This window comes from Rufibacter immobilis (genome assembly GCF_003721565.1).
Lineage (GTDB): Bacteria > Bacteroidota > Bacteroidia > Cytophagales > Hymenobacteraceae > Nibribacter > Nibribacter immobilis.
This window is the reverse complement of record NZ_RJJE01000017.1, coordinates 628,916-648,669: the sequence shown is the minus strand read 5'-3', so window position 1 is coordinate 648,669 and position 19,754 is coordinate 628,916. Positions and strand designations below refer to the sequence as shown.

Genomic DNA, 19,754 nt, shown 5'->3' with positions numbered 1-19,754 from the left:
TTTAGGGCCTGTTTTTCAAAAAACAGGCCCTAAACAGACCGGGGCTTTTTTATGTGCCATCTCCTACTCCACATTCCATCTTGCTACTTGATACTTGATACATGCTACGCCAAGCTACATGCTACTTGACGCCATTAATTCGTACTTTTGGGTATCACAAACCAAAACTAATGTATGTTTAACCGCAAACAGTTCTGTCTGTGGGTGTTGCTGGCCATTAGTTCTTTTTCCGCCTCCGCCGACGAGGGCATGTGGCTTCCGATGTTGCTCAAGCAGCTCAACGAAGCCGACATGCAGAAAAAGGGCATGCGCCTCTCCGCCGAAGACATTTACAGCATCAACAAATCCAGCCTCAAAGACGCCATTGTGCAGTTTGGCGGCGGGTGTACCGGCGAGATCATCTCCAACCAGGGCCTCCTGCTCACCAACCACCACTGCGGCTACGGCCAGATCCAGTCGCACAGCTCCGTGGAGGATGACCTGCTCACCAACGGTTTCTGGGCCATGGAACGCAGCCAGGAAAAACCCAACCCCGGCCTTACCGCCACCTTCATCGTGCGCATGGAAGACGTGACCAAGCAGATTCTGGGCGACATTCCGGCTAACCTGCCGGAGGCGGAGCGCGAGAGCCGCGTGCAGGCCAACATCAAGAAAGTGCAGGCCCAGGCCACCGCCGGTACGCACTACGGAGCCATCATCCGTCCGTTTTTCTACGGCAATGAGTACTACATGTACGTAACCGAAACCTTCCGAGACATCCGTCTGGTGGGGGCTCCGCCCGAAAGCATCGGGAAATTCGGGGGCGATACCGACATCTGGATGTGGCCCCGCCACACCGGCGACTTCTCCCTGTTCCGGATCTACGCCGGTCCAGACAACAGACCCGCCGACTATTCTCCTAACAACAAGCCGTTCACGCCCAAGCACCACCTCCCTATCTCTTTAGCGGGTATTCAGCAAGGCGATTTCACCATGGTCTTTGGGTTCCCGGGCCGCACTACCGAGTACCTCCCGTCTCAGGCGGTGCGTGAGATTGCCGAGATCTCTGACCCGGCCAAGGTGAAGATCCGTACCGTGAAACTGGGTATTCTGGACCAGGACATGAAAGCCGATCCTAAAGTGCGCATCCAGTACGCGGCCAAGTACGCCAGCGTGAGTAACGCCCACAAAAAATGGATTGGGGAAATGCGCGGCCTCCGCAAGTTAGACGCCATTACCAAGAAGCAGGAACAGGAGCGCCAATTCGCTCAGTGGGTAGCCCAGGAAACCGGCCGCAAAAACACCTATGGGCAAGTATTGTCGCAGTTTGAGCAGAACTACAGCCAGCTGGCCAACGGCATCACCCTGGCCCGCGACTATTTCATGGAAGCAGTGATGGGTGTGGAGCTGTTGAGCTACGCGCAGAATTACATGGCCTTGGCCGATCTGCTCCAGAAAGGCACGGAGACCGAGGAGAACAAAGCCGCCATTCAGGCCCAGGTGAAGAGACTGAGCGCCAGCGCGCCCGGCTTCTTCAAGAATTACAACCTGCCCACCGACCGCAAAGTGTTTGCCGCGCTCATGGAAATGTACCAGCAAGGGGTAGATCCTAAATTCCATCCGGCAGCCTTCGGCCGAATCACCAAAGACAAAAACTTTAACTGGACTGCGTACGCCAATGAAGTGTATGCCACCTCTAACTTGGTGTCTGAGGAGAAAGTGCAGGCCCTGCTGAAACTGGCACCTGCCGCCATGAAAGTGAAATTACTGACTGACCCTGCCGTAACCTTAATGCAGAGCTTCGGCAACAGTTTCCGTCAGCAGGTGTTGCCGGTGTACACCTCTCTCAATGACCAGAATACCCTCTTGAACCGCACGTACCTGCAAGGCCTGCGCGAGATGCAGAAAGACCGTAAATTCTACCCAGATGCAAACTCTACCCTGCGGGTAGCCTACGGTCAGGTAGATTCTTACAAGCCGGCAGATGGGGTTACGTATGACTACTACACCACCCTGGAGGGAATCATAGAGAAGGAAGACCCTGCCATTGTAGATTACAAAGTGCCTGCCAAATTGAAAGAGCTGTACCAGAAGAAAGACTACGGTCCGTATGGCGTGAATGGACAGATGCCGGTAGCGTTCATCGCATCTAACCACACCACCGGCGGTAACTCGGGTTCACCCGTGATCAACGCCCGCGGCGAGCTCATTGGTACCAACTTTGACCGCAACTGGGAAGGCACCATGTCTGACATTATGTATGACCCAGACCGCGTGCGCAACATCAGCATGGATGCCCGTTACTTCCTCTTCATTGTAGATAAGTTTGCCGGAGCCGGCCATCTGGTGAAAGAGATGACGCTGGTGAACAATGGTCCTCAAGGTGCCGCTCCCGCCGCCCAAAACGGCAAAGCGGAAATGAAGATTAAGAAAGACAAGAAGAAAACCAAAGTAAAGGTAAAAGCAGATTAAGCTGGTTTTGCCCTGATTTCAAAAAAATAGCCCCGAAACGCTTCGGGGCTATTTTTTTGTATCCAGAATTCCGCTCTCCACGGCTTCTTTGAAAAAGCGAAGCCGGTTTTTGATGTCGGTGCGCAGGAGGCTAGAGATAAAGGGCTGCAGCAGCAGTTTTCCCATCCACCCAAACTTTGGCTTGTAATGATACCGGAAGTACACGTGGGTAGAACTGTTCCCTACCGGTTTAAACCGCCAACTCCCCGAGAACTTCTGGAATACCCAAGGTCCTTTGGTCATTTCCATGGCCACCTGTGTAGGTGGATGATAGGTAAGGTACCGCACGGTCATGCCAATGCCTTTGCGGCTTTCGCAATATGCCTCTACCCCTTTCTGGGCCTGTTCCGCGCCATGCTCCAGCCGGGCCACCCGTAGGTATTTGTCCCAGAGCAGCCGCTGGTCGTAATCCTGGGAGAGGTCAAAAAGAGCTTCCTGGGGCGCATGCACCTCTAGTACTCCTTCCAGCGTTGGCATATACTACTCTTGTTTTCCTGAGTTTTTGCCGCGCACCATCTGCTCAATAGAATCCCACATTTCATGGGGCACCTGGTCCAGGTAGTTGAACTCGCCGCCACCGTAGAGCCACTCGCCGCCGTCAATGGTGATGACTTCGCCGTTCACGTAGGCTGAATAGTCAGAGATGAGATAAGCCGCTAGATTGGCTAGTTCCTGATGCTCGCCGTAACGTTTTACCGGAATGCGTTTCAAAGGGTCCAATTGTTCGGCCAAGGCTTCCGGGAACAGGCGGCTCCAGGCTCCTTCGGTAGGAAACGGCCCCGGGGCGATGGCGTTGGACCGGATGCCGTATTTGGCCCACTCAGAAGCGAGCGAACGGGTCATGGCCAGCACGCCCGCCTTGGCCGTCGCGGAGGGTACCACGTAGCCGGAACCCGTCCAGGCGTAGGTGGTCACAATGTTGAGGATGGTGCCGGGTTGCTTTGCTTCAATCCAATGCTTACCTAAGGTGAGGGTGCAGTTATAGCTGCCTTTCAGCACAATATCCACGATCACATCAAACGCCTTGGGCGATAGCCGCTCCGTGGGACTGATGAAGTTGCCTGCCGCGTTGTTCAGGAGGCCGTGTACTGCCCCGAACTTAGCTAAGGTGGCCTGTAACATGGCTTCCACCTCCAGGGGTTTCCGTACATCGCAGGCAACGGCCAACACCTGCCCTCCTGTTTCCTCCCTCATTTCAGCGGCGGCTTTTTCCAGCACGTCCAGTTTCCGGCTGGTGATGACCAAGTTGGCCCCCAATTGCAGGAAGTAAGTACCCATAGAACGCCCCAAACCGGTGCCACCGCCAGTGATGATAATGGTTTTACCTTGTAAAGCGCCATCGCGCAGCATGGGTTGTGAATAGTGTGCCATAGTAGTTGTGCAAGTCTTGTATAGGTAGTTTACATGCAGGAACACAAACGACCTCTTGAGGAAATATGTTTTTGAATAGACTTCTTTTGAAATTTTTTAATAAATAGTGTCTTCTATTTTAAAATTACTGCCCTTTCAAACATAATCAGCATGCATACTATTGAAATATAAAGGAAACTCCTAACTTTACTTTGTATAAAATCACTATGAGAAAATTTCTGCTGGTCATTGCTTTACTAGGCATGACCCTACGCCTGGTAGCCGCAGATGAACCAAAGGCACTGCTTCAGGCACTGAAGAAAGCCTCTACCCCCCAAGAGAAAGCTGACCTGCTAAATTATATTTCTGAACATTACTGGGAAAGCGATCCTTCCTTAGCGGTACAGTATGGCCTGAAGGCAGCTAAGCTTTGTCAGAAATACGGGCTGCAGAAAGACTTGGGTAATTCCTATAACACCATCAGCATTGGCTATTATTGGCAAGACAACTACACCAAAGCCACAGAATACGCTTATAAATCGCTTACAATACGGGAAAGCATCCAAGACACTATAGGCTTAGCTTCCAGTTATAACAACATAGGGAACCTATACCGGGAGCAGGAAAACTACAAAAAGGCCCTTCTCTACTTTGAAAAGGGCTTGGCTATTGGGAGGCAGTTGAAGAAGAACAGCATCATCAGTACCTCCTTAGGGAACATTGGCACTGTTTATGAACTAACCAAGCAACCCCAGAAGGCCCTTCGTCTGTATCTGGAGGTAGCCGAGATAGACAAAGGGATAGGCGATAAATACGAATTAGGTACAGACTACTTCAACATTGGAAATCTTTACATGGAGATGGGCAAGCATGACAGCGCCCTCTTCCACCTCCGGAAGTCTCTCCTCTACAGCCAGGAGACCCAGAGTGAGGTTAATTTAATTTATATTCTGCGGGCTATGTCATATGTGCATTTAAAACAAAAGCACTATGGCAAGGCATTGGAAATGGCGAAGCAAAGTCTTAAAGTAGCCCAAAAGCTTCCTTCGCCGGAGGGAATCAAAGAGACGACCATGCTGCTGAATGAAATCTATACCGCTACCGGAGATTACCCAAAAGCGCACCACTACCTAACCCTGCATACCCACTACCTTGATTCTCTAAGTTCACAGAACCAGGCGGAGGCCATTGCGGAGATAAACACAAAATATGAAACCGAGAAAAAGGAAATAGAGATAAAGCAGCTTAAAGCGGAACGTGAACTTCAGAAAGCGAAGCTGGCTCAGAAATCCAACGCCCAGTTTGCCGTTGCCATTCTGTTCCTTCTCATGGCTGCCCTTGCCTACGTGTTCTTTAGGGGAAGACGCAGAATGGAAGCCGTAAATCAACAACTTTCAGCGTACAACCAGCTGATCCTGGAAAAGAACTCCAACATTCAGGAGCAGGCCAATGCCCTCTCCAGCCAAGCGCAACTCCTGCATACCCAGAAAAGAGAGCTTGAAAATCTGAACCAATTCAAAGACAAACTATTTTCTATTATTGCCCACGACTTACGGGGACCCCTCATTTCCCTGCAGTCGCTCTTCCGGATTATGACCATGGGTACTCTTCCGCCCGAGAAGATGAGTTGTTTCATGAAAGACCTGGAAGCCCAGCAACAGAATACCCTCTCTTTGTTGGATAACTTGCTGCTATGGGCCAAAATCCAGATGAAGGGGCTGAACATAGAACCCAAAGAAGTTTCCATGCAGAAGCTTATTCAGCAAAATATTCAACTGCTTGCCCCACAAGCGGCCCAAAAAGGAATAGTGCTCCAAAACCAACTTAAGAAAGACCTCTTTGTAATAGCCGATGAGGAAATGATCAATCTAGTCTTCCGGAATTTAATATCCAATGCCATCAAGTTCTGCCATAGAGACGATTTGGTCAGTATAAGCGACACTGGTACCAGCCCCACTGAAGTGATTATTTCTGTACAGGACTCGGGCATAGGAATTAACCGTAAGAACCTCTCCAAGCTGTTCGGGCCAAATCATTTTAAGGGAAGAGGCACCGCCAATGAGAAAGGGAGTGGCTTGGGGTTAATGCTCTGCAAAGAATTTATACAAATTAACCATGGCTCTATTTGGGTGGAGAGCGAAGAGCGGGTAGGCACCACGTTCTATGTCTCCTTACCTAAAGCAGTAGCTGCCGGTGCACTGCAGAAAGAACACTCTCCGCTCTCGGGCCATGGTTCAATGGCTTGAGAAGACAAGGCTAAAAATGATCCCGCAGTAACTTGTCGGCGGCAATAATTCCGCTTAAACAAACTCCCGGAATACCTTGCCCCGGATACACCGTGTCTCCGCACAGATAGGCTTTATCTCCATCTAAACGGGCGTCTTTCATTTGCCAGGGCTTCACGTTCAAGTACTGCGGGTAACCGCCTACCTGCCCCCACTCCCTTCCTGTCCATTCAATCCAGGCCCCCGGGGTAGCCGCTTGCACAAAGCGCACTTGTTCCTGAGTAAAAAATTGCTGCTCTACCAGAAACTGGACCAGCCAGCGCTCCAGTTCCTTTTTCTGTGTAATCCATGTCGCTTCCGGATGGTGCACATGCGTACTCACGGCCGCTACGCAAATACCTTTAGGAGCCCTTTCCTCATCTAGCGGATGGCTCAGGCTCACAAAGATGCTTTCACTGCCTATAAAGGGGACTCCGCCGGGTACGTGCAACTGGTGGTGGAAAACCGCTGGCGTAGTACCTGAACGTTCAAAAACCACTCCCCAGGTGAAAGCCCCGTTTACTTTATGCGCAGGAAGAATGTAGGTAGCAAGTTTCTTTCGTAGCTGTGCACTTTCAAACAACTGCTGCAAATTGTTCAGGGGCAGATTACAGACCAGATAGTAAGCTGTAATTGTGCCTTTCTCCGTGAAAATGGTATAGCCTTCTCTTTTTGCTTTTGGAATAATTTGGCGCACTTGCCGGCGGTACAGCATTTGCCCCTGGTGCTGTTCCAGGTACCGCACCAGGTGGTTACTCAACTGCCGCAAGCCGCCGGGCATATAATAATTGCCATACATGGTATAGCAGAGGGCGGTGGCGCCAAACAGTACATTCACCTCTGTGTGCTTGCTCTGCGCCGTAATCAATAGCTGCTGGTCCAAGAACGCTATAAAGGTTTTGTTCTGCAACAGACCGTGCTGTGACAGCAAATCTTTCATACTTTTGAAAGCCAAGGGCGGAAGGCTCAACTGTTCCATTTCCAAGGCCTTTGCCGCCTGCCAAACATCTGACCAGGAGCTGAACGGGAAACTCTTTTGCCGCAGAGACGTGCGCCACACCCGCTGACTGATCTGGTAGCAGGTTTCCCAAAACGCCCGCTGTCCTGGCGCTCCAAAAACCCGTTCCGCTTCCTGTATCCATAGCTCCAGCGTCTGAAACCGGGTCAGTAAAGTGCCATTGGGGAGCCGGACCTGCATGGGGATCTCCAAACGCAATAAAGGAATCTGTAGGTCCAGTTCCTCAAACAGGTACCGGAGCGGCATGTCCTGGTCCAGACCAACCAACGTGGTGGCCCCGGTTTCAAACCAGTAGCCTTTGCGTTTATAGCTGGAGGCACAGCCGCCGGGGTAATTGTTCTGTTCTACCACCGCCACCTGCAAACCGGCTTTTGCCAGCAGAGTAGCCGTGGTGAGCCCGCCAAAACCGGCCCCAATCACTGCTACCTGTACATCTATTGTTTCCATGTATGCTCAAGAACCAACTGGAGGAGCTTTTGTTGCAAGGCATACGTTTACCGCCGTTCTTTGTGGCATGCAACAGAAAACGATCAGTGTGATGGGCTGCGGTTGGTTAGGGCTTCCCTTGGCGCAGGCCATGGTGCAAGCAGGTTACCGGGTGCATGGCTCCACCACCACCCAAGAGAAACTACCCATTTTAGCCGCTCAGGGCATTGAACCGTTTTTGCTCACTTTTCCGGAAAAAGGCCCCGAAACGCAATTGTCGCGTTTTCTGCAAGCCGATGTGCTGGTATTTAACCTTCCGCCCTCACGGCAGCCATCTTCTGCCATGCCCTATGAACAAGTTGTGGAACAGGTACTAGCGGAAGCAGCCGGACGAGTGAAGCACGTTCTTTTTGTTTCATCCACATCGGTTTATCCAGACCTGAACCGGGAAATTACCGAAGCAGATGCCCTCGCCGCAGCCAATGCCGATAACCTTCTCCTACGTTGTGAGCACCAGGTACAACAGTGGTCTGGTAACGGCACCACGGTGGTACGTTTTGGGGGGTTGATGGGCGGCACCCGGCATCCCGGTCGGTTTTTGGCGGGCAAAGACAAGGTAGCCCAACCACAGGCACCAGTTAATATGATTCATTTAAGTGATTGCGTCCAGATTCTGTTTCAAATCATTACGCAGAACAAATGGAAATATACCTTCAACGCGTGTGCGCCCCTCCATCCTTCGCGCCAGCAATTTTATACAACTGCCGCCCATCACCTGCAACTGCCCCCGCCCACCTTCTCCGCACAGGGTGAGCCTTCTTTTAAACTGATCAACAGTGATTTGGTAAACCAGGAACTTCAATATCAGTTCCGGTATCCTGATCCATTGAGCTGCCTCTCATCACCTGGCTTCTAAGCAACACCTCTTGTGCCAGCTGTTTTTTGCCTATTTTTGCAAAAACAAGCTCTAAACAGATGCGAGAGACTGTAGTTGTGATTGGAGGTGGCGCTGCCGGATTCTTCGGGGCCATCACCTGTGCCGAAGCCAACCCAACGCTACGGGTGCTCTTGCTGGAAAAAACCACCAAACTTCTCTCTAAGGTTAGGGTCTCAGGGGGCGGAAGATGCAATGTGACGCATGCCTGCTTCCAAACGAACGCCTTTTCCCAGCACTATCCCAGAGGTCAGAAAGCCCTCAAGAAGTTGCTCCCGCTCTTCGGGGCCGAAGATACCGTAGCCTGGTTTGAGAAGCGAGGCGTAAAATTGAAGACCGAAGCAGATGGCAGGATGTTCCCACAGTCCAACACCTCAGAGACCATTGTAGACTGTCTGGTGCAGGCGGCGCAGCGGGCGGGGGTGGAAATCCAAACCAGCGTAGGCGTTTCCTCCCTTCAGGTACAAGCGCAAGCTCCTGCACCAAATAGGTTTCTCCTTCACCTGAGCAACGGAAGCCAATTAAAAGCTTCAAAAGTTCTGATCGCCACGGGCGGTAATCCTAAAATGGAGCATTACAGATGGCTACAGGATCTTGGTCATACCATTGAAGCTCCCGTTCCTTCGCTGTTCACCTTGAATGTGCCCGCCTCCCCTTTCAAAGATTTGCTGGGAGTGTCGGTTCCTAAAGCCAAAGTGAAGCTGACGGGCCAGAAATTGGAAACCGAGGGACCGTTGCTCATTACGCATTGGGGACTGAGCGGTCCGGCGGTACTGCGGTTCTCCGCCTGGGGCGCCAAGCTGCTGCACGGCTTGGCTTATACGGGTACCGCTTTGGTGAACTGGGTGCCCGATTTCACTGAAGAACAGGTTCGGAGCCAACTGCTGCTGCAACGGCAGCATTCCCCTAAAAAGACGGTCTACACCAATGCGCTCTTCCAGTTGCCCAACCGCCTCTGGCAACGCCTCTGCACGTTGGCCGAAGTGCCGGAAACCGTGAAATGGGCAGAACTTTCGGGTAAAGCCCAGAATAAATTGATTGAGTTACTCATCAGGACTCCTTTTGAGGTGAAGGGAAAGACTACTTTTAAAGAAGAATTTGTGACCTGCGGCGGCATTAAGCTGGAGGAACTGCACCTGGAGCGGATGGAAAGTAGATTGGTGCCCGGACTGTTTTTTGCCGGGGAAGTGGTGGATATTGACGGCATTACCGGCGGATTCAATTTTCAGGCGGCCTGGACGGGGGGATTTTTGGCGGGTAAGGCAATGGCTGAAGTTGGAGTTTGATTTTAGAATGCTAATGCCTAGGCTGTGGCGTTTGTTTATGGGTTTATAAGCAGTGGTGTTCCATCTTTGGCGGTAAGCGCTCACGGCCGCGGGGCCCCGTCTTCCCCTCTCGCACTGCCCTTGCGGCCAAGTAATGCAGCTTTCTCTTGGTTTCTTTCTTACTTGGCCACAAGCGAGGCGCTCTAGGGAAAGACTGGAATAGGTGCGTTTAGCTGAAGGTATTGAAGGTTTTCACAGATTCTTTTTGTGAACACATTCACTTGATGGAGGACTGACTTTTGCAGAATGGCTTCTTTCTAGTTTTGGCAAGATTTTAGAAAAAGGGCTGCTAAACGGGTGTGATAGGCACAAAAAAATAAACGCAGCATTCTTAGTGCTGCGTTTATTTTAAAACAGATACTAAACCCTTTATTAACTTTTAAGCTCTGTCCCTTGTGTATACGGACGCTTAGTTACGGGGTTATGTATTTCTGAAAAATATTTTAGAAATCTCTTCTTTTTCTTTCCCGGAAGCCACCGCCACCGCTGTTTCTGTCACGGTCACGTCCGCCGCCGCCACCGAAGCTTCTGCCTCCGCGGTCGCCGCCTCTGTCACGGTCACCGTAGGAACGGCCACCACGGTCGCCGCCGCCATAACCGCCACGGCTTCCGCCTCTGTCACCTCCGCGGTCGCGGTCTCCGCCGCCACGGTTGTTGTTGAACGGTCCGTCATAGAATTTCTTCCGTGGGCGATCCTCTAGTTCCTGCAACTCACGTCCGCCTTCGGCAGGGTCCATGGTTTTTTTCTCGGCTTTCTGGAATTTAACGGTCATGCCGTTGATCTCAGTTACCGCCAGGCGCTCCAGAATTTCAGCAGTGTACTCAGTAGGTACTTCCACGAAACTGAAACGGTCATATAAATCGATATCGCCTACTTTACCGGCCGGAATGCTGGTGTAGTCGGTCATGATGTCTACCAGATCCTTGGGGTGCAGACGGTCTTTTTTGCCCAGGGTCACGAACAGACGGTCAAAACCAGGTTTAGGGCCACCTTTGCCTTCGCTGGCTTCGGCGCTCTTTTCCTTGTTTTTGGTGTCTTTCATGACCAGTTTCAACAGCGCCGCGGCAATGTCCATGGTGGTCAGATCCTGGTCAACCAGACGCTCAATCTTGAGGATGTGCTTAGACAGGCCACCTTTCTGGATCACTTCTTTCACCTGGTCTAAAACCAACGTGGTACGTACTTCGGCCACGTCTTCATAGGTTGGCACGTTCTGACGAACGATCTTGGCCTTGGTGAAGCGCTCAATGTCACGTAGTTTATAGAGGTCTCTACCGGCTACAAACGAGAAGGCTTTTCCAGATTTACCGGCACGGCCGGTACGGCCAATGCGGTGCACATAGTTCTCCTCGTCCTGCGGAAGGTCATAGTTGATCACAGCCTCTACATTGTCCACGTCAATACCGCGGGCGGCAACGTCTGTGGCTACCAGTATCTCCAGGGTACCGGCTTTGAACTTGTTCATCACGTTGTTCCGCTGGTTCTGGTTCAGGTCACCGTGCAACCCGTCTGCGAAGTAGCCGCGCGCCTGGAGATTGCTCACCAGCTCGTCTACCATGCGTTTGGTGTTACAGAAGATGATCACCACCTTGAAATTGTACATGTCAATGAGGCGAGTGGTCACTTCCATCTTGCCGCTGCTGCGTACTTCAAAGTAGATCTGCTCAATATTGGTCACGGTCAGCTGCTGCTGGGTTACCTTCACAATCTCAGGATTGGTTTGGTACTTGCGCGTCAGTTCCATGATAGGCTTGCTCATGGTAGCGGAGAAGAAGATGGTCTGGCGGTCTTCTGGCATGTGGCTCAGAACGAACTCAATGTCCTCTCTAAAGCCCATGTCCAACATTTCGTCGGCCTCATCCAGGATGATCTTCTTGGTGTTCTCCAGCTGGAGGGTTCCTCTCTCAATGTGGTCCATCACGCGGCCGGGCGTCCCGATCACGATCTGTACTCCTTGCTTGAGGGCGCGTAACTGGCGCTCATAGGGCTGACCACCATAAATAGGCACTACGCTGATGCCTTTTTTGTATTTTACCAGTTTCTGAATTTCCTCCGCCACCTGAATGGCCAACTCGCGGGTAGGGCACAGGATAAGGGCCTGCACGTCGCGGTTATTGGGATCAATCGCTTCAATGGTGGGGATTGAGAAGGCAGCGGTTTTACCGGTACCGGTTTGGGCCTGGCCGATCACGTCACGGCCTTCCAGCAACACCGGAATAGCGGCGGTCTGGATTGGGGAAGCTTCTTCGTAGCCTAAATCCACGATTGCACGCTGGATTTCATCCGACAACGGAAGCTCCTGGAATTTGATTCTTTCCATCAATTGTTATGTATGATATATAAATGCAATACACCTGCCCTAGGGTATTCGTCATTTATCAAGATTTCGTTGCGGAGAAAGCCGCACAGAGGATTGCTTGAGAAGTGCCTTAATGCCAAAAATGAGACCAACGAAGTCTCGGCGTGTATTGTGGTGCAAAGGTACGGAAAAGATTAGAGGCTTCCTAATATTATTAATTATAGTTTGTATTGTTCTACTTGCCATAGAGGGGCTTTCCGTTTTGCACCCAAACTTTTTTTAGAGAGAGTGTGGTGGACGTTTAGGGGCTGTTTTTGGAAAAAGAGGCTCTAAACGGAATTTTTGCGTGGGGTGGTTTGCCTTGGCTAATGGATTAGGCTGATGCCTAGGCGGTGCCGCTTGTTTATGGTTTTAGAGCTGGGTTGTTTCATCTTTGGCGGTAAGCGCTCACGGCCGCGGGGCCCCGTCTTTCCCTCTCGCAAGCCCATGCGGCCAGGTAGCTGTGTTGGCTCTTAGCCTCTGCTATTCTTTGGCCACAAGCGAGGCGCTCTAGGGAAAGACTGGAAAGGGTGCGGGTAGTAAAGCAGTTAAAGCTTGAAGCAAAATCAACTCCTTTTGATCTACCGTAAATTACTTTAAAGAAGGCTTCTGGAGCGAGTCTCCGGACTCGTGCCTACGGATGATGGGTAGTCTCCGGACTACCCTCGCTGCAACGCAGCGAAACCATGAATGCAGATAACGTTGATAGAAACATTACCTCAACAACTCTTGCGTTTAGGGGCCGTTTTTTGAAAAAGAGGCTCTAAACAGCATGCATTACCTTACTTTCTGTTCAGGTAGATATTTTGCACGCTTACGTGGTTCATTTGACCGTTGGCATCGGGTTGGGTGGAGGCACGTTGCCAGATCATCTCCTGGTTGGAGACAACGATGATCTTGTATTCCAGGGAAAAGTTCTGGCCGTAGGTTGCCGCAATAAAAGGTTCGTCGTTGCGCTGCCCTATGGAATACACCCACTTGAAGTCTGGCATAAAACTGATGGAGAGGTTACTGCCATCCAGCACATATGTGCCGTAGCCCACTGATTCAGTTTCGGACACAGTGACCCCGGACAAATCAGTCACTTTGATAGTCACCTTAGATTCAGCCCATGTTCCTTTCACGTACGTTTCCAGGTCGGGCTGCGGAGTCTCCTCGTCGTCACTGCAACCGCTGAGCGAAAACAGAAAGGGCAGCAAGAGCAAGGCAAAAAAAAGCTTTTTCATGAGCGGTGATTTACCCGAAAGATACTTCAAAAGAAGCGTAGTACCGTTAATCCCTAATTCCTGTTTTTTGCCTAATTTCGTAAAAAAGGCCCCTAAACGCAACCCCATTTTCGGCTACCGCCGAATTCTCAATTCCTAATTCCCAATTGTTGATTAAAGAACGTGCCTGCTTCCTTTAAAATATACTCCTCCTCGGCCGGTTCCGGCAAAACCTACCACCTCACCAAGGAATACCTGAAACTGGCCTTGCAGAGCGAGGAACCCTCCTATTACAAGAACATCCTGGCCATCACGTTCACTAATGATGCCGCCCAGGAAATGAAGACGCGTATTCTGGGGGCCTTGCGGGGCTTCAATGACACGGCTTTGCCCGAGAAGGAAAAGCGGAACAGCGACCAACTTCTATTTTACATATTACAAGAAATACGGACAGAGTACGGACAATCCGATTTAACCGAGGAAGGATTGCGGGCGCGGGCTTCCAAGGTGTTTGACCACCTCCTCTTCCACTACTCTGAGTTCGCGGTGAGCACCATTGACTCCTTTGTGAACAAGGTGGTTTCTGCTTTTACCACCGAGCTCAAGCTGCCCCACAATTTTGAGGTGGACATGGACGCGCAGACGCTGTTGAGTACCGCCGTGAGTCTGCTTTTAAACAAAGTGAACACCCAGGCAGAGAACCGGCTGCTGGCCGAGACCCTGCAACAGTACGCCCTGGACAAAGCCGAGGAAGGCAAAAGCTGGAACGTGCTGCCTGATGAACTCGCCGACTTCGCCCGCAATCTTCTGAATGAGCAGACCTATGAACATTTACTTGACATTGGGAAGCTTACCCTGCAAGATTTCAAGAAGATACGCTCTGAGCTGTACAGCCAGAAAGTAAACGTAGAAAAGCAGATACAGACGTTGGCGCAGGAGGCAAGTGACCTGATTGACCGCCACGGCATTATGCCAGAGGAAATGTCTTACGGCAAGAACGGCATCTACTCCTACTTCAGAAAATGGAACAGCGGCTTTGACATTACCATCGCCAACAGCAACGCCGCCAAAACCGTGAACGATGACAAGTGGGCCAGCGCCAAAGCCAGCACCGGGGCCAAGGTAGCACTGGACCAGATCAAACCTCGGCTAGCCGAAATCTATAGAGGCATTGAGGACCTGAAGGAGCGCGAGACGCAGAACCACATCCTCATCTCGGCCATGCTGCCACACCTGTACAAGCTGAGCGTGCTGAGCGAGCTGGACCGCTGCATCCAGGAAATAAAGCTGGACAAGAACCTGGTGCACATCTCGGAGTTCAACAAACGCATCACGGAGATTGTGCTGCAGGAGCCTATTCCGTTTATCTATGAGCGGCTGGGTGAACGGTACCAGCATATCTTGATTGACGAGTTTCAGGATACCTCCGTGCTACAATGGAACAACCTGCTGCCGCTGGTGGAGAATGCCCTGGCCGGCGACAATTTCAACATGGTGGTGGGCGATGCCAAACAGGCCATCTACGGCTGGCGCGGTGGCGAGATGGAGCAGATTCTGCACCTGCACCGCAACCAGACGCACCACCTGTACCAGAATTCCCGCTTTGAGGAGAACGTGGCCCCACGCTATGATACCCTCCGCTGGACCCTCTCACCCGACAACCTGAACACCAATTACCGCAGCGCCCCTGAAATCATCCAGTTCAACAACGAGCTGTTCGGGTTCATCAGTCAGAGCAATCCGCAGTTCCCGCTGTTGCAGGCTATTTATGATGATAAGTTTCAGCAGGAATCACCCGCAGGGAAAGAATCGGGCAAAGCCCATCTGCAGGTACTGTTCACGCAGGACGAGGTGCCGCCATTTAAAGTGGACTTAGATGCCTGCCGCCAAACCGAGGAGATATATGAAGGCTACGCCGAAGAGGATCTCCTCTCCTACCAGGAAAGCACCTTGCAGCTGGTGTTGCAGATGGTGCAGCAGGCCCAGGCCGATGGCTACGCGCCGCGCGATATTGCTATCCTGAGCCGCACCAACCGCAACAGCAAGCTGGTAGCCAACTTTCTGAAGCAGAAGAAATACGACATTATCTCGCAGGATTCACTTTCGTTGCAGTTCGCGGAGGTCATTAACCTGATTATTGCCTTTTTCCGGATTCTGAACCAGCCTACCAACAGTCTGGCGCGGTCGCAGGCCTTGTATCTGGTCTATAAAGTGGTGCACCAGGAACTGCCCGATAGTGCCACCACGGGCAAGATTGCCGCGCTGGCCGTGGAGCCGAGCATTGACCCATTCTTCCAGTTTTTGCAGCAGCAGGGATTTGATTTGGCGTACCGCGATGCCGGGAATCTCTCTATCTATGAGCTCACCGAGAAGCTGATACGGGTGTTTGATTTGCTGGACAAGAACAACGAGTGCGAATACCTGTTCCGGTTCCTGGATCTGGTGCTGGAGTACACACTCAAGTACAGCAACAACCTCAACAACTTCTTACAGTACTGGGATTTACACAAGGAGAACCTGAGCATTAACACGCCTAAAGACCGCGACGCCATTACCATCACCAGCATTCATAAAAGCAAGGGGCTGGACTACCCCGTGGTGATTGTGCCCTTCTGCGACTGGAGCCTTGAACCGCAAACCTCGTCGCTGCTCTGGGGCACGCTGCCCGAAAGTGTGGCCGCGGGCGGAAAGCTGCGCACGGCCGTGGTGAACCTGAACAAAAAACTGGAGCAGACTGCCTTAGCCGACCAATACGCCCAGAAGCTGGAAAAGACGTTTATTGAAAGCCTGAACATGCTCTACGTAGCCCTCACCCGCCCCGTGGACCGCCTCTACCTCATTGGCAAGGCGCAGGATTTCAGGAAAGGCGGCGCGCAGAAGAACGTAAGTTTCTGGCTGCACAAATACCTGGAGAGCAAGGCCCTTTGGCAGGAGGGCCAATTTTGCTACCAACTCGCCAAAGGCGCGCCGCAGGCGGTGAGCCACAAAGCTGTTTCTGAAGACGTGTACGTGCTGGACAAGTTCACCTCCGCCGACTGGGCCCAAAACCTGAAACTGAAGCAGCACGCCAACAACGTCTTCGATTTTGAGACCCAGCAGGAGCACCGCCGCTGGAACCGGAAGCTGCACTACGCCCTCGCCCGCATCACCTACGCCGATGACGCGCCCAAAGCCCTTCGGCAGTTGGTGCACCAGGGCATCATCTCCCAGCGCGAACTGCCCACCCTCACCCAGATGGTGGACCACGTGCTCACTCACCCACAGATGCAGCGCTACTTCAGCCGCGCCGTGACCGTGGAGAACGAACGCGAAGTGCTAGACGTACGCACCAACCGCTACAAACCAGACCGCATTGTGTTCGGGGAGACCGGTGAGGTGACGCTCATTGACTACAAATTACCACCTGCCAAGGAGGAATACGTGGAGAACCTGAATTCTTATGCGGCGCTGTTCCGGGAGTTGATGATGAGCAGGATTACGTGCGTGGTGTACTATTTTGAAGAGGAGCGCGTGGAGGAATGGGAGTTTGTGGGGGAAGTAGCTGGGTAAAATATTATTTAAAAGATTCATACTTATGTTTCAGCGAGTGAGACTTGAGCTTTATTGAAAAATCACAGCACCTCACCCACTTAAGTATTCAAAATTCATATATTTATAAAATCTATATATTACTTAAGAACATTATATATGCTAAAAAGATCAAAATTAGTAAGAATGCGAGTAGTCAATATTGGTTGTATAGGGCCAGAAGGACTCACAATTGATTTGGACAATATTTTATGCATTGTAGGAGCAAACAATTCTGGAAAGTCTACTCTACTTAAGGCTTATGAACTTGCAGTAGGGACTATTAGCTTTAAGAAAGAAGATCGTTGTCAAAGAGCTGATGAATCACCAAGCTCTGTAGAAATCTGGGTACATATCCCTGATGGGACTAAAAACATCTCAGATGATTGGAAAGAAGAGGAAGGAGATTTAAAATTAGTCAGGAGTATTTGGGAATGGAGTAAAGATGATTTCAAAAAAACGAGGAAAACTTGGGACAAGGAAGCACAAGCTTATTCTGAAACAGAAAAAGCAAGTGGCCTAGATACAGTTTTCACAAGTAAACTACCAAAGCCGTTTAGAATTGGATCATTAGAAAACCCGGAAACCGAACATAAGGCACTTTTGACTATCATCATTCAGCCTATTGCGGAGCAATTAAAACGAATAATGAATGATGAAAGTTCTGCCTTGAGCAAACTACTTAAATCTATTTCAGCAGAAGCCAAAGGCCCAGTTGATGAGCACAATAATTTAATTCAAACAATCAAAGGTGATTTAAATAAGTCCCACAATGAAATTTTCCCTAATCTCTCAATTGATTTGAATGTAGGAATTGGTGACATTAAAATTGATCCCTTAGCAGAACTTCTTAAAGCTTCTAAATTTAAATTTAAGGAAGGATGTGATGAAATAGACTGGAATCAACAAGGAACTGGATCACAAAGAGCATTATTTTGGGCAATGATGCAGGTTAGATCTAAGCTTGCTACTTCTCAAGAACTTGTAAAGCTTAAGAGCAAGCAGATAGAAGAGAAATTAAAAGCTATCAAGAAACTTACCTCTGAAATTAGTAAAATTAAAACCGCACAAAAGATTCAAGAAAAACAAGACGCTATTGCCTTATTAGAAAATGAAATTTCATTGCTTAGAGAAACGGAAACATTATCAATTAATGATACAGATGATGTTGCACTCCCGAGTTACATGCTTTTGATTGACGAGCCTGAAATAGCACTTCATCCTAATGCTGTAAGAGCTGCCAGCAAGTATCTTTACTCTTTAGCAAATGATCCTTCGTGGCAAGTAATGCTAACTACACATTCTCCAATATTTATTAATCCGTTAGAAAAGCACACGACAATTGTAAGAATTGATAGGTCTGAGAATAATCCTTCGCCTAAAACTTACATATCGGACAAAGTCAGTTTTTCAGAAGAAGAGATAAAGAATCTAAAAATGCTTACCAGATTTGATTTAAATTTGGCTGAAATGTTTTTTGGGCAGCACCCGATAATTATAGAAGGTGATACTGAGTTTGCAGCATTTGAAGCTGTAATGAATAAAAACCCAGTAAAATATCCTATCAGCTCCAGACCAATATTGATTAGAGCAAGAGGTAAATATACTATTCCTTCTTTAGTAAAGATGTTAACACACTTTAAGGTACCTTTTACTGTTCTACATGATTGCGATTCTATATATAATAACAACGGAAATAAAAATAACGCTTGGACAGCCAACCTTACTATTAATCAAACACTCTTAGATTCAAGGTCACAGGGAGTAAAGGTCATCCATAGGATATCAATACCATATTTTGAATATGCACATATACCTTTAGAAGTCAACGACGCTGGAGAGCTAATTGAAAGTACTTCTAAAGACAAACTGTATGAAATGTGGTCAAGGGTACATTTTGATCTTGAAGTTGAGAATTCAGTAATGGAGGTATTAGATGAACTTATTAATATAAACAGTCCCGAAGAAACTTTATATGATGACATAGAATCTCATTTAGTAGAACAAATAAATGAATGGACCACTAAGCATTCTCTTAAAGATAAAAGATATATTAAAGATTAAACAACGCCTTTAACTAAACGCTGGTGCTAATTCTATAGTACCAGCGTTTTCCGCTTCTTTCCCAAAAATAAACCAAAAACGTACTTTTATTGATGACATCTCCTTTGACTTAGACGACACCCTCATCCCTGGCACCAAGCGCTTCCCAACCAAAAGCAGAACCTGTTCCAGAAAATTTTGGGAATAGAGAAAATCAGACAGGGAACGGTACCCTTAATGAAGAGGCTGAAGGCCGAGGGGCACCAGGTGTTCATCTACACCACCTCCTTCCGTTCTGCCAGCTATATCAGGTGGCTGTTCCTGACGTATGGCATCTGGCTGGGTGGGATCATCAACCAACGGCGGCATAACCGTACGTTAGCGGCAGAAGCGAAGAATTTCTCCAAGTATCCGCCCGGCTTTGGGATTGACCTGCACGTGGATGATTCCAAGGGCGTGGAAATGGAGGGGGAGCGGTTCTGGTTTCTGACACTGTTGGTTTCTGAAGAAGAGAAGCAGTGGCAAGAGCGGGTGATCATGCACGTAAATCAAAACGCGGCTCTACTGTCTCAAGATCTATAAATTTGAAGAAGCACTCTGTTTTAACACCAATTCCAGAAAAACAGCCCCTAAACGCAACATCAAGCAATCATTCATCTAAGTCTATCCCAAGACATCACTATAATTTCCCTGCGGCAGCTCTACCTGAGCCAAGATATGGAATCTCATACCAGCACCGAGGGCATGTAGTAGGCATCAACCGTTCCACTACCTAGTTAGGGGTTACTTTTGG

12 protein-coding genes are annotated in these 19,754 nt (G+C 49.8%); 7 read left to right on the top strand and 5 right to left on the bottom strand.

The genetic code is table 11. The features are described from left to right. The first annotated feature begins 174 nt into the window (after nucleotides 1–174). Nucleotides 175–2,451: a S46 family peptidase gene (locus tag EFA69_RS15470; RefSeq protein ID WP_123133993.1), complete on the top strand. Its 2,277-nt coding sequence runs from the start codon at nucleotides 175–177 to the stop codon at nucleotides 2,449–2,451. Nucleotides 2,452–2,499: 48 nt separating this feature from the next. Here the strand turns inward: EFA69_RS15470 and EFA69_RS15465 are convergent, their stop codons facing one another. Both EFA69_RS15465 and EFA69_RS15460 read right to left on the bottom strand, forming a co-directional pair. After that, complete coding sequence (locus EFA69_RS15465) at nucleotides 2,500–2,967, bottom strand: type II toxin-antitoxin system RatA family toxin (protein ID WP_123133992.1); 468 nt, start codon at nucleotides 2,965–2,967, stop codon at nucleotides 2,500–2,502. Between the two features lie 3 nt (nucleotides 2,968–2,970). Further along, on the bottom strand, nucleotides 2,971–3,861 hold the full coding sequence (locus tag EFA69_RS15460) for an SDR family oxidoreductase (RefSeq protein ID WP_123133991.1): 891 nt from the start codon (nucleotides 3,859–3,861) through the stop codon (nucleotides 2,971–2,973). Nucleotides 3,862–4,067: 206 nt separating this feature from the next. On the opposite strand from EFA69_RS15460, the gene EFA69_RS15455 reads away from it, so the two are divergent. Further along, the gene (locus tag EFA69_RS15455) at nucleotides 4,068–6,086 is read left to right on the top strand and encodes an ATP-binding protein (protein WP_123133990.1); all 2,019 of its coding nucleotides are present in this window, start codon (nucleotides 4,068–4,070) and stop codon (nucleotides 6,084–6,086) included. A gap of 10 nt (nucleotides 6,087–6,096) precedes the next feature. Here the strand turns inward: EFA69_RS15455 and EFA69_RS15450 are convergent, their stop codons facing one another. Then, nucleotides 6,097–7,569 carry a phytoene desaturase family protein gene (locus EFA69_RS15450; RefSeq protein WP_123133989.1) on the bottom strand — a complete coding sequence of 491 codons (1,473 nt, stop codon included), beginning with the start codon at nucleotides 7,567–7,569 and terminating at the stop codon, nucleotides 6,097–6,099. Between the two features lie 67 nt (nucleotides 7,570–7,636). Between EFA69_RS15450 and EFA69_RS15445 the strand changes: the two genes are divergently transcribed. After that, nucleotides 7,637–8,464, top strand: coding sequence for an SDR family oxidoreductase (locus EFA69_RS15445; RefSeq protein ID WP_183906812.1), 828 nt, complete (start codon nucleotides 7,637–7,639; stop codon nucleotides 8,462–8,464). A gap of 59 nt (nucleotides 8,465–8,523) precedes the next feature. Further along, nucleotides 8,524–9,768, top strand: a complete 1,245-nt coding sequence (locus tag EFA69_RS15440; protein WP_123133987.1) for a BaiN/RdsA family NAD(P)/FAD-dependent oxidoreductase — start codon at nucleotides 8,524–8,526, stop codon at nucleotides 9,766–9,768. Between the two features lie 482 nt (nucleotides 9,769–10,250). On the opposite strand, the gene EFA69_RS15435 is transcribed toward EFA69_RS15440, so the two are convergent. After that, entirely contained in the window at nucleotides 10,251–12,128 is a 1,878-nt protein-coding gene (locus tag EFA69_RS15435; RefSeq protein ID WP_123133986.1) for a DEAD/DEAH box helicase, read from the bottom strand. An 800-nt stretch (nucleotides 12,129–12,928) separates the two neighbouring features. Further along, the gene (locus EFA69_RS15430) at nucleotides 12,929–13,372 is read right to left on the bottom strand and encodes a hypothetical protein (RefSeq protein WP_148041382.1); all 444 of its coding nucleotides are present in this window, start codon (nucleotides 13,370–13,372) and stop codon (nucleotides 12,929–12,931) included. Nucleotides 13,373–13,534: 162 nt separating this feature from the next. On the opposite strand from EFA69_RS15430, the gene EFA69_RS15425 reads away from it, so the two are divergent. The 3 genes from EFA69_RS15425 (at nucleotide 13,535) to EFA69_RS15415 (ending at nucleotide 19,543) form a co-directional block, all read left to right on the top strand. Then, complete coding sequence (locus EFA69_RS15425) at nucleotides 13,535–16,900, top strand: UvrD-helicase domain-containing protein (RefSeq protein ID WP_123133984.1); 3,366 nt, start codon at nucleotides 13,535–13,537, stop codon at nucleotides 16,898–16,900. A 138-nt stretch (nucleotides 16,901–17,038) separates the two neighbouring features. Beyond that, nucleotides 17,039–18,982, top strand: coding sequence for an ATP-dependent nuclease (locus EFA69_RS15420; RefSeq protein WP_123133983.1), 1,944 nt, complete (start codon nucleotides 17,039–17,041; stop codon nucleotides 18,980–18,982). Between the two features lie 216 nt (nucleotides 18,983–19,198). Beyond that, nucleotides 19,199–19,543, top strand: a complete 345-nt coding sequence (locus EFA69_RS15415) for a hypothetical protein (protein WP_123133982.1) — start codon at nucleotides 19,199–19,201, stop codon at nucleotides 19,541–19,543. Nucleotides 19,544–19,754 lie beyond the last annotated feature (211 nt).

What these genes read in the sequence shown, in the direction of transcription:
- EFA69_RS15470 (WP_123133993.1), top strand. Translation starts at nt 175, where the DNA reads ATGTTTAACCGCAAACAGTTCTGTCTGTGGGTGTTGCTGGCCATTAGT.
- EFA69_RS15465 (WP_123133992.1), bottom strand. Translation starts at nt 2,967, where the DNA reads ATGCCAACGCTGGAAGGAGTACTAGAGGTGCATGCGCCCCAGGAAGCT.
- EFA69_RS15460 (WP_123133991.1), bottom strand. Translation starts at nt 3,861, where the DNA reads ATGGCACACTATTCACAACCCATGCTGCGCGATGGCGCTTTACAAGGT.
- EFA69_RS15455 (WP_123133990.1), top strand. Translation starts at nt 4,068, where the DNA reads ATGAGAAAATTTCTGCTGGTCATTGCTTTACTAGGCATGACCCTACGC.
- EFA69_RS15450 (WP_123133989.1), bottom strand. Translation starts at nt 7,569, where the DNA reads ATGGAAACAATAGATGTACAGGTAGCAGTGATTGGGGCCGGTTTTGGC.
- EFA69_RS15445 (WP_183906812.1), top strand. Translation starts at nt 7,637, where the DNA reads ATGCAACAGAAAACGATCAGTGTGATGGGCTGCGGTTGGTTAGGGCTT.
- EFA69_RS15440 (WP_123133987.1), top strand. Translation starts at nt 8,524, where the DNA reads ATGCGAGAGACTGTAGTTGTGATTGGAGGTGGCGCTGCCGGATTCTTC.
- EFA69_RS15435 (WP_123133986.1), bottom strand. Translation starts at nt 12,128, where the DNA reads ATGGAAAGAATCAAATTCCAGGAGCTTCCGTTGTCGGATGAAATCCAG.
- EFA69_RS15430 (WP_148041382.1), bottom strand. Translation starts at nt 13,372, where the DNA reads ATGAAAAAGCTTTTTTTTGCCTTGCTCTTGCTGCCCTTTCTGTTTTCG.
- EFA69_RS15420 (WP_123133983.1), top strand. Translation starts at nt 17,039, where the DNA reads ATGCTAAAAAGATCAAAATTAGTAAGAATGCGAGTAGTCAATATTGGT.
- EFA69_RS15415 (WP_123133982.1), top strand. Translation starts at nt 19,199, where the DNA reads ATGAAGAGGCTGAAGGCCGAGGGGCACCAGGTGTTCATCTACACCACC.